This is a genomic window from Arenimonas caeni (genome assembly GCF_003024235.1).
GTDB classification, from domain to species: domain Bacteria; phylum Pseudomonadota; class Gammaproteobacteria; order Xanthomonadales; family Xanthomonadaceae; genus Arenimonas; species Arenimonas caeni.
Window position 1 is genome coordinate 269329 of the sequence record NZ_KZ679085.1, and the last position, 12115, is coordinate 281443.

General features: G+C 71.6%; 12 protein-coding genes and 2 pseudogenes. 6 read left to right on the plus strand and 8 right to left on the minus strand.

Annotated features, from left to right (window positions below; genetic code table 11):
- Together C6N40_RS04015 and C6N40_RS04020 are read right to left on the minus strand one after the other, a co-directional pair.
- Complete coding sequence (locus C6N40_RS04015; RefSeq protein WP_106989698.1) at nucleotides 1-537, minus strand: SRPBCC family protein; 537 nt, start codon at nucleotides 535-537, stop codon at nucleotides 1-3.
- 66 nt (nucleotides 538-603) lie between these two features.
- Nucleotides 604-1182, minus strand: a complete 579-nt coding sequence (locus tag C6N40_RS04020; RefSeq protein WP_106989699.1) for a hypothetical protein — start codon at nucleotides 1180-1182, stop codon at nucleotides 604-606.
- A gap of 138 nt (nucleotides 1183-1320) precedes the next feature.
- On the opposite strand from C6N40_RS04020, the gene C6N40_RS04025 reads away from it, so the two are divergent.
- The gene (locus C6N40_RS04025; protein ID WP_106989700.1) at nucleotides 1321-2277 is read left to right on the plus strand and encodes a DUF808 domain-containing protein; all 957 of its coding nucleotides are present in this window, start codon (nucleotides 1321-1323) and stop codon (nucleotides 2275-2277) included.
- A gap of 27 nt (nucleotides 2278-2304) precedes the next feature.
- Here C6N40_RS04025 and C6N40_RS04030 read toward each other — a convergent pair whose 3' ends face one another.
- The 4 genes from C6N40_RS04030 to C6N40_RS04045 all read right to left on the minus strand — a co-directional run bounded on the left by C6N40_RS04030 (nucleotide 2305) and on the right by C6N40_RS04045 (nucleotide 5816).
- Nucleotides 2305-3492 carry a GGDEF domain-containing response regulator gene (locus C6N40_RS04030; protein ID WP_106989701.1) on the minus strand — a complete coding sequence of 396 codons (1188 nt, stop codon included), beginning with the start codon at nucleotides 3490-3492 and terminating at the stop codon, nucleotides 2305-2307.
- A gap of 87 nt (nucleotides 3493-3579) precedes the next feature.
- The gene (locus C6N40_RS04035; protein ID WP_106989702.1) at nucleotides 3580-4137 is read right to left on the minus strand and encodes a hypothetical protein; all 558 of its coding nucleotides are present in this window, start codon (nucleotides 4135-4137) and stop codon (nucleotides 3580-3582) included.
- A gap of 81 nt (nucleotides 4138-4218) precedes the next feature.
- A complete protein-coding gene (locus C6N40_RS04040; RefSeq protein ID WP_162782066.1) occupies nucleotides 4219-5064 on the minus strand; it encodes a transporter substrate-binding domain-containing protein in 846 nt (281 codons plus the stop codon).
- Nucleotides 5061-5816 carry a DUF4124 domain-containing protein gene (locus C6N40_RS04045; protein ID WP_425477653.1) on the minus strand — a complete coding sequence of 252 codons (756 nt, stop codon included), beginning with the start codon at nucleotides 5814-5816 and terminating at the stop codon, nucleotides 5061-5063. The genes C6N40_RS04040 and C6N40_RS04045 overlap by 4 nt, the downstream gene beginning before the upstream one ends.
- Before the next feature lie 40 nt (nucleotides 5817-5856).
- Between C6N40_RS04045 and C6N40_RS14405 the strand changes: the two are divergent.
- Nucleotides 5857-6267 (plus strand): annotated as a pseudogene (locus C6N40_RS14405) (histone H1-like repetitive region-containing protein); the annotation flags it as partial.
- Nucleotides 6268-6555: 288 nt separating this feature from the next.
- Here the strand turns inward: C6N40_RS14405 and cfa are convergent.
- Nucleotides 6556-7320, minus strand: a pseudogene (gene cfa, locus C6N40_RS04055) (cyclopropane fatty acyl phospholipid synthase); the annotation flags it as partial.
- 162 nt (nucleotides 7321-7482) lie between these two features.
- On the opposite strand from cfa, the gene C6N40_RS04060 reads away from it, so the two are divergent.
- The 4 genes from C6N40_RS04060 to C6N40_RS04075 all read left to right on the plus strand — a co-directional run bounded on the left by C6N40_RS04060 (nucleotide 7483) and on the right by C6N40_RS04075 (nucleotide 11794).
- Entirely contained in the window at nucleotides 7483-8517 is a 1035-nt protein-coding gene (locus C6N40_RS04060) for a diguanylate cyclase (protein WP_162782067.1), read from the plus strand.
- 33 nt (nucleotides 8518-8550) lie between these two features.
- Nucleotides 8551-10218, plus strand: coding sequence for a dipeptidyl-peptidase 3 family protein (locus C6N40_RS04065; RefSeq protein ID WP_106989707.1), 1668 nt, complete (start codon nucleotides 8551-8553; stop codon nucleotides 10216-10218).
- Nucleotides 10219-10322: 104 nt separating this feature from the next.
- A complete protein-coding gene (locus C6N40_RS04070; RefSeq protein ID WP_205208541.1) occupies nucleotides 10323-10940 on the plus strand; it encodes a putative metal-binding motif-containing protein in 618 nt (205 codons plus the stop codon).
- Between the two features lie 8 nt (nucleotides 10941-10948).
- On the plus strand, nucleotides 10949-11794 hold the full coding sequence (locus C6N40_RS04075) for a putative metal-binding motif-containing protein (RefSeq protein ID WP_162782068.1): 846 nt from the start codon (nucleotides 10949-10951) through the stop codon (nucleotides 11792-11794).
- On the opposite strand, the gene C6N40_RS04080 is transcribed toward C6N40_RS04075, so the two are convergent.
- Nucleotides 11795-12061: a DksA/TraR family C4-type zinc finger protein gene (locus C6N40_RS04080; RefSeq protein ID WP_106989709.1), complete on the minus strand. Its 267-nt coding sequence runs from the start codon at nucleotides 12059-12061 to the stop codon at nucleotides 11795-11797.
- Nucleotides 12062-12115: the final 54 nt, after the last annotated feature.

Consider the following 12115-nt stretch of genomic DNA (forward strand, 5'->3'; position numbering starts at 1 on the left):
TCAGCCCTCCCCGCCGGCGCGCAGGTGCGCGGCCAGGGCAGCGAGCTGCATGCCCTGCACGCGGTCGACGACGGGCGCGAAGGCGGACAGGTCGTCGGGCGAATAGCCGCCGACGCGGTACCACAGCGTGATGCGGGTGCCGCCCGACGCCTCCGGCGCCAGCCGGAACTCCAGCGCGCCCTGCAGCCCCAGGCCCTGCAGCGGCCCGAGCCCGCCGCCCATGCGCAGCGTGCGGCCCGGATCGACGAACAGCACTTCCAGGTGCCGGGCCTGCCTGCGGCCGGTGTCGTCGATTTCGCAGAAGCAGCCGCCGGCCTTGGGCTCGATGCTCAGGGTGCCTTCGCTGCCCCACCAGGTATGGTCGCGTGGCCACCACCGGTCGACCTCCCCCACCAGCGCCTCCCAGGCCCGGTCGGCGTCCACGAGTACGACCTCGCTGTTTTCGAGCGTGAAGCCGGACGGCGAGGCGTCGAGCACGGCGGAGTGCGCGACCGGCGCGGCCAGGGCGGCAAGCAATACGAAGGCGGGCAACTTCATGTCGGGCACCGGTTCCGGAAGGGCCCCATTAGGCCGCCGCTGCCTCGCCATCGCAAGGCGATGGCTTCAGGGCCGGTCGCCTCGCAGCTGTTCCAGCCGGGCCTGCTTGTCCGGCCCCAGGGCGTGCGGCGTCACCAGGCGGCGGCCGTCGGCCGTCTCCAGCGCAATCGGCACCACGCGTGCGAGCACCTCCACCTCGGCAGGCGGCGCCTTCAGGGCCCAGTCGCTGTCGGATGCAGGGATCATGCGCACGGCGGTGCCGCCGCCCGGCGCCAGGCCACCGGCCAGGGGCATGTGGAATTCCTGCGAATGCCATGGACCCGGTTCGCCGACGCGCGAGAAGCTGGCCTGCACCGAGAGCTTCACCACGACCAGGCCGCTGCCGTTGGCCAGGGCCAGGTGCACGGCGGGCTGCAGGTTGCCCGTGCGCGGGTCGGGCTCGAAGGCATAGCGCGCCTGCAGCACCTCGAAGCCGGCCACCACGCCACGATCGGCTTCCACCTGCGCGGCTAGCGCCTCGAGTCCGGCCAGTTCGGCCTGCTCGGCGGCGGTCAGCACGGGCGCAGCGGCTTCGCCGGGCGAACCGCCGGGCGTACAGGCGGCCACGGCCAGGGCAAGCAGGCAGGCAGCAAGGGGCAGGCGCATCGGCAAGGACTCCAGGAACCGGACTGCCTGCAGTCTAAGGGCCGGCCGCGCCTGCCCGGCTGCCGCCCGGCGGCCGCAGGCTCCCCTTCGGCGGGCCGCAGGTGCCAGAATCGCGCCCTGCTCCCTCAGGACCGCCCCATGGCTTCCAGCCTGCTCGCACTGCTCGACGACATCGCCACCCTGCTCGACGACGTGTCGGTGATGACCAAGGTCGCCACCAAGAAAACCGCCGGCGTGCTGGGCGACGACCTGGCGCTCAACGCCCAGCAGGTCACCGGCGTCAAACCGCATCGCGAGCTGCCGGTGGTGTGGGCGGTGGCCAGGGGTTCGATGGTGAACAAGGCGATCCTGGTGCCCGGTGCCCTGGCCATTGCCGCCCTGGAGGCCTGGCTGCGCAGCCGGGGCATCGACCTGCCGATCATCATCTCGCTGATGATGGTCGGCGGCGCCTTCCTGTGCTTCGAGGGCGTCGAGAAACTCGCGCACAAGTTCCTGCACGCTCCGGACGAGAAGGAAGCGCACGTCGTCGAACTGCTCGAGGCGGCCGCCGACGAGAAGGTGGACCTGGTCGCGTTCGAGAAGGACAAGATCAAGGGCGCGATCCGCACCGACTTCATCCTCTCGGCCGAAATCATCGTGCTCACGCTCGGCACCGTCGCCGGCCAGGCTTTCAGCCGCCAGGTCGGCGTGCTGGTGGCGATCGCGCTGCTGATGACCGTGGGCGTCTACGGCCTGGTCGCCGGCATCGTCAAACTCGACGACGCGGGCCTGTACCTGAGCCGCCGCCGCGGACCGGGCGGACTGGCCCGCGGCCTGCGCGCCTTCGGCCGCGGCATCCTGTACGCGGCGCCGTGGCTGATGAAATTCCTTTCGGTGGCCGGCACCGCGGCCATGTTCCTGGTCGGCGGCGGCATCTTCACCCACAACCTGCCGGCCCTGCACCACGCCATCGAAGCCATCTCGCCGGCCGGTGGCCTGGCCATGCCGGTGTCGATACTGGCCGACGCCGTGGTCGGCATCCTCGTCGGCATCCTGGTGGTGCTCGCCTTCAAGGCCTGGGCCAGGCTGCGTCCGAATCCCAGCGCGGCGCACTGAGCGGCGCGGGCCTCGCCTGCCCGGCCGCTACTTCTGCAGGAACTGCAGCAACTGCGCCCGCTGCTTCGGGCCCAGCAGGCGCAGCAGCGGAAGAATGCGGCCGATCAAGGCCGGCAGCTGCGGCGCCAGCTCCTGCACGCGACCGGCCTGCAGCAGCTCCAGCGCCGCATCGACGCTGGGCGGCGCGCCAGCGACCGGCGGGGCCGCCGGGGTCTCCACCTGCGGCTCGGGCGCGAACGGCGCCGCGGCTTCCGCAGCGGCCGGGACAACCGGCGCGGGTACCGGTGCCGGCGCTGACGCCGGCGGCGCCGGCAGCACTGCGGCGCCCGTTTCGCGGGCCACGTCCAGGCGCGCCTGGCAGGCGTCCATGGCTTCGTCGGGCGAGAGCATGCCGTCGGTGAGCGGGCTGAGCACGGCGGCGTGCAGGCTCACCGGCACCGGCTCGCCCTCGTGCAGCGGCGGGTTGGCGGCAACCTCGGCCTGCACCTTCGCGACCATCCCCGCGATGCCGTCGGGCTGGCCGCCCGGCAGCGACAGGGCGAAGCTGCCCAGGCCGATGCGGCCGGCCGTGTCTTCCTTGCGGATGCGGCCGCGCAGCAGGCGCGCCACCTGCAGCACCAGCGCCTCGGCCACGTCGCGACCGTTGTGCAGGAAGAAACGATGGAAGTCCTCGATGTCCAGCCGCACCAGGCACAGCGGCTGCTGGTGGCGGCCGGCATAGGCCATGTCCTGGCGCAGCCGGTCGAGGAAACCGGCCTTGTTGGCCAGGCCGGTGAGCGCGTCGGTCGCGACCTGCGACTGCAGCTGGCGGGTGACGCGCTGGTAGGTGGAATGCGCGCGGGCGCGGGCCACCAGGTCGGAGGTGGTGAAGGGCTTGCCGATGAAATCGGTGGCGCCCATGTCCAGCGCCTTCATGCGCGCGGCTTCGTCGTTCTCGGCGCCGGTGACGACGATCACCGGCAGCCCCTGGACGCCGGCGTCGCCGGCGGCACGGATCTGGCGCAGCAGCTGGTAGCCGTCCATGCGAGGCATGTTGAGGTCGGTGAAAACGACCTGGATCGCCCCGTCGTTGCCAAGCTGGTTCCAGGCGTCCACGCCGTCGTCGGCCGTGATCACCTCGAATTCGTCGCCGAGCATCTTGCTCGCCGCCTTGCGCATCAGCTTGGAGTCGTCCACCACCAGGATGCGTGCTTTGGCCGCCGGCTCGCTGCTCATCGCTACCCCGTTTCTCCCTGACCGGGCCAAGTTAACCCAAGCGGGGACCGGCGCCCAAGCGGCCGATCACATTTCCGGATGCCGCCCTCAGGACGGTGCGTGGAAAGCCAGTTCGCCGGTGACCGGGGGCGCGTTGGCCGCCCGGAACAGGTCGTCGCCGGTGCTGGTGAAGCGCACGGTGTAGTGGCCGTCGCGGTGGTCCACCCGGACCTCCCCGCCGCCGCTGGGAAACATGCGCCGCCCCCGCGACGGATCGGTCTCTTCGGCCAGCAGCAGTTCCGCCACCCCGGCGCGGACCCCGTCCCGGTCGGGCGAGACCAGCGGATAGGTACCCGACAGGTCGGTGCGCCCGGGCTCGACGTGGAGCACGAGCCGGGCGTAAAGGCTCTCGTCGGCGCTGGAGAGCTCGAAGCTGGCCGCCACCACCTCCGTGCCGGCCCTGGCCCGGCCGTGGCGGACCTGCGGCGTGCGGAAAGTGAACGACTGGCCGTCGACGGTGAAACTCACGCGGTTGCCGCCCGTGCCGGGCCCGGCCGTATCGGCAGCAGGGGCCGGCGGACCGTCGGCACCGCCGCCGGCGCCCTGCGCAGCGCAGCCGGACAGCAGCGCCGCAAGGACCAGGACCAGCCAGCGTGGGAAGGACATCGGATGCGTCTCCCGGCCCCTCGGGAAGGCGCCTTACCGGGTTTCTACGCATGGCCGCCCGGCGGGCGGCCACGACCGCCCTCAGCGCGCCTGGCGCCGGGAGCGGCGCTCGAGCACCAGGAAGGCCAGTGCGGCCGAGAGCACCAGGCCCGCCGGCAGCAGCCACCAGGCCGACCAGCGCTCGCGGCGCGCCGGGGCCGCCGGGGGCTGGAGCCATTGCTGGCGCAGGGCTTCGAGCCGCCCGTTTGCTTCGATCGCGGCCAGGCCGGCGTCGAGCCTGGCCACCAGTTCCGGGCGGGCCGGGTTCACGCCCAACGCGTAGTCGCTTTCCAGCCAGCGCGGGCCCACCACTTCGATGCCCTCCAGCCCCTGGACGGCCAGCGTGTGGCGGCCGATGTCCTCGGGCAACAGGGCGAAGTCGGCGTCGCCGCGCACCACCTCCACGAGCACCAGCGACTCCTCGTTCACCGGCCGCAGCACGGCATCGGTACCGGCATTGACCAGCCACTCCCAGGCCGTGCCGCCGAACTGCACGGCCACCCGGCGCCCGGCCAGTTCCTCCAGCGATTCCACCCGGTCGCCGGGACGGCCGTAGAGCACGTGGTGCCGGCGCAGGAAGGGCTTGCTGAACAGGAATCGCTGGCGCCGGTCGTCGGAGATGAACATCGGCACCACGTCCAGTTCGCCGCGCTCGAGCGCCGCCAGCGTGGCCGACCATTCGCCGAACTCCACGGAAATCGCCAGCGACTGCTCGCCGGCGATTTCCTCGATCACCGCGATGTCGAAGCCCTGGGGACGACCGTCGACCCCCAGGAAATGGTGCGGCGGATAGTGCGGGTCGCCCCCGACCCGGACCGGGTCCTGCGCCGCCACGGCCCCCGACGCCACCAGGGCGAGCGTGAGCAGCCAGCGGCGCGGGAGGCTCAACGACACTCCAGCCGCCCCCGGGTGCTCAGCGTGCCGTTCGGGCACAGGCGGCTGATCTCGGCCTGCAGGGCACGTTCCTCATCCGCGGCCCGGAGCCGGCGCTGGCGCCATTCGTATTCCACTTCCCGCCGTTCGGCGATGGCGGCTTCGGAATCCTCGCGGCCGGCGTGTTTCTCCGCCAGGGCCAGCATGGCCTGGCGCTGCTGGTCGATCAGGCCGCGATGCGCTTCCTGCGCCTGGACGATCAGGCCCTGCAGTTGCGTCAGCCGGTCGGGCGGCCCCTGCTCGGCCGGAGCCGCCGGTGGCGCGGCCGCGCGGGCCGCGCGGGCCGCGGCCTGGGCCTCGAAGGCCGCCCGCAGCTGGGCGGGGGTGGCCTCGCCGCCTTCCGAACCCAGGTTCGGGTCAGCGGGCGAGTCCCCGGCCGAGGACGCCGATTCCGAAGGCAGCGCAACCACCGCGACCCCGCCGACCGGCTGCCCGGCCGATGACGGCGAGGGTTTCACCGGCTCCCTGATCTCCAGGTGCGGCTTCTGGTCCTGCTGACCCGGACAGGGTGCGTCCTGGTAGCGGATTTCGCCGTTGATGGTGCACTTGTACACATCGGCGCTGGCCGGGGCCGCCGCGCCGGCGGCCAGCAAGGACAGGATCAGGGGCGTCGTGGCTCGCATCGCATGATTCCGTGGTCTGGGACCCTGATGATAGGCCACGCCGGGGCGCCGGCAAGCCGGCCTCCGGGCAGGCGGAATTGGCATAGACTGGCGCCATCCGCTTCCCCGCAGCAAGGAGGTTGGAATGACCAGCACCGCCCGCAAGACCGCCGCACGCAAGGTCGCGGCGAAGAAAAAAGCCCCGGCGAAGAAAGCCGCGGCCCGGAAGTCCACGACTGGCAAGAAACCGGCCCCGAAGAAATCGGTCGCGAAGAAGGCAGCCGCCAGGAAGTCCGTCGCGAAGAAGGCAGTCGCGAAGAAGTCGGTGGCGAAGAAGGCGGCCCCGAAGAAATCGGTCACGAAGAAATCGGTCACGAAGAAACCAGCGCCGAAGAAGTCCGCCGCCAGGAAGTCGGCGGCAAAGAAGTCCGTCGCGAAGAAGAGTGCCCCGAAAAAGTCCGTCGCGAAGAAGAGCGCACCGAAGAAGTCGGTCGCACGCAAGGCAAGGCCCGCGAAGGCAGCGGCCCGGCCGGCGCCGAAGAAGGCGGCGCCCAAGCGCGCGGTCCTGCCCAAGGCCCCGCCGCGGCCGGCGGCAGCCCGAGCCGCGGCAGACACCGCGCGCATGCCCTCGCCGCCCATGCAGCCTTCGCTGCCGCTGCCCGCGCCGGCGCCCGAGGCGGCGAAGGGGCCGCACATGGAGCGCTCCGCGAAGGCACACGTCCCGCTGCAGCGGAACCTGCCCGGCCCGCACGGTTCGAAGTTCCAGCCCAACAACGGCCACCGCTACATGCACCGCAAGATCCCGCGCTGAGGCATCGGCCGGGCGGCCCCGCCACCCGGCCGGTCAACGCGGTGCGACGTAGCCGCCCGGCACGCCCTCCGGCGACAGCACCAGCTGCCACAGCTGGCCGCGCCGGCTGCGGAACAGCGCCATCGAGGCGGCCAGGTAGAAACGCCACATGCGCCGGAACCGCTCGTCGTACTGCGGCAGGCGCGCCCAGGCCCGCTCGATGTTTTCGCGCCAGGCCTGCAGCGTCAGGTCATAGTCGGTGCCGAAGTTGTGCCAGTCCTCGATCACGAACAGCCCCTCGACGGCACGCGCGACCTGCGCCGCCGAGGGCAGCATGGAGTTGGGGAAGATGTAGCGGCTGATCCAGGGGTCGGTGTGGTCGCCGGATCGCTCGCCGCCGATGCTGTGGAGCAGGAACAGGCCGGACGGGGCCAGCAGGCGCCGCATGCGCTCGAAGAAGCCGCGGTAGTTGCGCACGCCCACGTGCTCGAACATGCCGATCGAGAGCACGTGGTCGAACCGCTCTTCGAGCTCGCGGTAGTCGCACAGGCGGATCTCCACCGGCAGGCCGGCGCAGCGCCGGCGCGCCTGCTCGGCCTGTTCGCGCGAGATCGTCACGCCGACACCGCTGACGCCGTAGCGCCGGGCCGCGAAGCGCAGCGTCTCGCCCCAACCACAGCCGACGTCGAGCAGGCGCTGTCCGGGGCACAGGCCAAGCTTGCGGCAGGCAAGGTCGAGCTTGGCCTCCTGGGCCGCGGCCAGGTCGGTGGCCTGGCGCCAGTAGCCACAGCTGTAGACCATGCCCGGGCCCAGCATCGCGTCGCACGTCGGCAACGGCCAGTTGGCCGGCGACGCGTCGGGCCAGGGATCCGGCCGGGGTGGCCGGTCTGTTCGCGGCATCCATGGGTGGCCTCCCGGAAATCGGCTGCGCACACGACCCGGAGCATACGCCTGCGGCCCCACATGTGCTTTCATGTGGGCATGGAGTTCCGTCCGCGTTCCCTGCCCCGGCTGACCTATCGCTTCCGCATGCTGGGCATGGGGCTGGCCGCGCTGCCGGTGGTGGTGGTGCTGCACGACCTGCAGGCCGGCTGGCTGGCCTGGGGCTGGATGATCGCCGGCTGCTTCGTCTGGCCGCACCTGGCGTACTGGCTGTCCTCGCGCAGCCGCGACAGCTACCGCGCCGAGGTGCGCAACTTCCTGGTCGATTCGGCCATCGCCGGCAGCTTCGTGCCGATGATGCACTTCAACCTGCTGCCCTCGGCGGTGCTGCTGACGGTGGCCACCGCCGACAAGGTCAACGCCGGCGTCCCGGGGCTCTGGCGCCGGGCGATGCCGGGCATGCTGCTGGCCCTGCTGGTGTCGGGCTTCCTGCATGGCTGGGCCATGGACCTGACCAGCCGCACCCTGGTGGTGGCGGCCTGCCTGCCGCTGATGACCATCCACACCCTGGCCGTCAGCGCCAACCTGTACCGGCTGATGCGGCGCGTGCAGGTGCAGAACCGCCAGCTCGAGGCCCTGACCCAGCGCGACGAACTCACCGGCCTCGACAGCCGCGGCCACTGGCGGAACCAGGCCACCAGCCGCATCGGGCAGCTGCGCCAGAAGCCGGCGCCGGCCACGTTGCTGCTGCTCGACATCGACCACTTCAAGACCATCAACGACCGCTTCGGCCATGCCGCGGGCGATGACGTGCTGCGCGCCCTGGCCGGGCTGCTGCGCGACTGCCTGCCGGAGGACCAGGTGTCGGGCCGGCTCGGCGGCGACGAATTCGGCGTACTCCTTGCCCTCCCGCCCGACCAAGCCGCCCACGCCGCCGACGCGCTGCGCGCGGCGGCGCAGGCCCTCACCCTGCCTGCGCATCCGGGCCTGCGCTTCTCGCTGAGCATCGGCCTGGCTGCGCTGCAGCCCGAGGGCGACCTGCGGGACTGGCTGGAGGCCGCCGACCGGGCCCTGTACCGGGCCAAGGACAGCGGCCGCAACCGCACCGCGACCGCGCTAGCCACGATGTTCTAGCATTGGGGCTTTCCGCCCGAACGGAGCCCCGCCATGACCTTCCGCCGCACTGCCCTCGCCCTCGCGCTCGCCGCGGGCCTGTCCGCCTGCCAGCCGGCCGCGACGCCCGAGCCGGTCGCGCCCGCCGCGCCCGAGGCCGCGGCGCCCGCCGGCGACATCGCCGCCAAGGTCGCGGCCTACGCCGAGGTCGAACTCAGCGCGGACCTTTCGCACCTGTCCGAGGGCGACCGCGAGGCCATCCGGCTGCTGCTGCACGCCGGCCGGATCATGGACACGCTGTTCTGGGAGCAGGTCTACGGCGACCGCGAGCCGCTGCTGGCCGGCATCACCGACGAAGCCACCCTGCGCTTCGTCGAGATCAACTACGGCCCCTGGGACCGCCTCGACGGCGACAGGCCCTTCGTCGCCGGCGTCGGCCCGCGCCCGCCGGGCGCCAACTTCTACCCGGCCGACATGAGCAAGGAGGAGTTCGCCGCCGCCGACCTGCCCGGCAAGGACGGCCTGTACACGCTGATCCGCCGCAACCAGGCCGGCGAGCTGATCGTCGTGCCCTACCACGTGCAGTGGAACGACGCGCTCTCGGAGGCCGCGGACCTGCTCAACCAGGCCGCCGAAGTGGCCAGCGACGAAGGCTTCCGCCGCTACCTGCGTCTGCGCGCCGACGCCCTGGTCTCGGGCGAGTACCAGGCCAGCGACATGGCCTGGATGGAAATGAAGTCCAGCCCGATCGACGTGGTGATCGGGCCGATCGAGAGTTACCAGGACGCGCTGTTCGGCACCAAGACCGCGTTCGAGGCCTTCGTGCTGGTGCGCGACATCGAATGGAGCGAGCGCCTGTCGAAGTTCGCCGCGCACCTGCCGGCGCTGCAGCGCGGCCTGCCGGTGGAAGAACGCTACAAGGCCGAGATGCCCGGCACCGACGCCGACCTCAACGCCTACGACGCCATCTACTACGGCGGCGACGCCAACGCCGGCGCCAAGACCATCGCCATCAACCTGCCCAACGACGAGCAGGTGCAGCTGGCCAAGGGCTCGCGCCGCCTGCAGCTCAAGAACGCCATGCGCGCCAAGTTCGACACCATCCTGGTGCCGATCTCCGACCAGCTGATCGCCCAGGACCAGCGCGCCAACATCACCTTCGACGCCTTTTTCGAGAACGTGATGTTCCACGAGGTCGCGCACGGCCTGGGCATCAAGAACACGCTCGACGGCAAGGGCACCGTGCGCGAGGCGCTGACCGACCTGGGCAGCGCCTACGAGGAAGGCAAGGCCGACATCCTGGGCCTGTACATGATCGGCAAGCTCGGCGACATGGGCGAGCTCGACCGCGAAAAGCGCATGGACAACTACGTCACCTTCCTGGCCGGCATCTTCCGCTCGGTGCGCTTCGGCGCCTCCAGCGCGCACGGCAAGGCCAACATGGTGGCCTTCAACTGGCTCGAGCGCGAAGGCGCCTTCAGCCGCGACGAAGCCACCGGCACCTACCGCGTGGACTACGCGCGCATGCAGGCGGCGGTCGATTCGCTCTCGGCGAAGATCCTGACCCTGCAGGGCGACGGCGACTACGCGGGCGCGAAGGCCCTGCTCGACGAGATGGGCAACATCGGCCCTGCCCTGCAGGCCGACCTCGACCGCGTGCAGGCGGCCGGCATCCCGGTGGACATCGTGTTCCGGCAGGGGCCGGAGGTGTTGGGGCTCTGAACCGGGCGGCCGCTGGCACGCGGGGACATCGCCTTGCGTTCATGCTTGTGAAGCCGGCGGCATCCTGATAAACCGGCCACGTGAACCCGCTCGGGAGGATGGCCATGAGGTCCCTGCTATTCGTCCTTCTTGCCACGCTGGGCGTGGCCTCCGGCGCCGGGGCGGCACAAGCCCCGGCCAAGGCCAGGCCTGCCGGGGAGCCCCGGCCCGCGCCGGCTATCGCGCCCTCCCAGGCGGTGCGCCTGCCGGCCAACCTGCAGGCCAGGCCCGCACCCGCAGCGCGCGTCCAGCTCAGCCGCGAACAGTTCGAGCAGCTCAAACGCAGCCAGCAGCAAGCCCGGAGCGAAGCCCTGGCCCGTGTCGGCAAACTCGTGCTGCCCGCCACCACGGGCAAGCCGGCGCCCGCGACCGGCGCCGCCAAGTCAGCCTGGACGCACAAATACGGCCAGGGCCGTGACTGCGATGACCGTCGCGCCGACGTGCATCCGAACGCCGTGGAAGTCTGCGACAACGTCGACAACGACTGCGACGGCGAGGTTGACGAAGGCCAGCGCCTGCTGTTCTTCCTTGACGCGGACGGCGATACCCACGGCGATCCGGCGCAGAGCATCGAAGCCTGCCCGGCCGACCAGCAGCGTGCGGCCCGGGAAGGCCGCTGGCTGGTGCCGGTGGGCAACGACTGCGACGACACCGACCCCAACCTTTGGCAGGGCTGCCCATGAACGCCAGGATGCTCATCCGCCCTGCGGCCCTGCTCTTCACGCTTGCGATGGTGCTCCCGGCCCTGGCCGCCGACACGCTGCTGTTCCAGGTCGGCACCGGCGGCGACGACCTGCGCGGCGGCAACGACAACGTGCACCTGCGCGCCTACGACAACGACGGCCGACTGGTGGGCAGCGTCGACAATGCCAACGGACTCCAGCGGCTCGCCGACCACAGCAACCGCTCGATGCACCTGCCGCTGCAGCCCGGCGTGCGCTGGCAGGATGTCGCGGCGGTCGAACTGGTCACCACCCTGGGCGGTGGCATCGGCGGCGACAACTGGAACCTCGACAGCCTCAAGGTCACGCCGGCCAATGACACCCGGATCGTGCTTTTCCAGGGGCGCGCCGGGCCCTTGTTCCGCTTCACCGGCGAGGCCCGCAGCCGGCGCTTTCCCGTGCTGACCCACAAATGCGACATCGACGCCGACTGCGACAACGGCGTGGGCGCCGATGGCGCCGAACGCTGCCTGCCCGTGGCCCGCAAGATCGACGGCCGGCGCCTGCGCCAGTGCCAGGCCGGGCGCGCGCTGGCCTGCCCGCAGGGCCAGCGGCCCAGCGACGACGGCCGCCGATGCCAGCCGCTCCCGCTGCAGCGCATCGATGCGGACGGCGACGGCCATTACTCCGAGGCCACCGGCGGCGACGACTGCGACGACGGCAACTCGAACCGTTACCCGGGCAACATCGAGATCTGCGACGCCAACGGCGTCGACGAGGACTGCGACTTCCAGACCGGGGGCCAGCGCGACCTCGACGGCGACGGCTTCACCGACGCCGCCTGCTTCAACTGGGGACCGCCGCCCGGGCGCTGATCAGCGCAGCTGGCTGTCCTTGCTTCCGCGGCGGTTGTAGCCGCTGGCGGCACGCTGCTCGCGGTCGCGCTCTTCCTGGCAGGCCACGCACAGGCGCACGCCGGGCAGCGCCTGGCGGCGCGCCTCGGGGATGGCGGTGTCGCACTCCTCGCACTTCTCCAGCGAAGGGCCCGTCGGCAGGCGGCTGCGCGCCCGCTTGATGGCGTCCTTCACGGTGGCGTCGATCTGGTCCTGTACGGCGCCGTCGCCGGCCCAGCCGGTGGCCATGGTCCTGCTCCCGGGAAACTTCTCCAATGCCACATGATGTGGCCGCCGGACCCG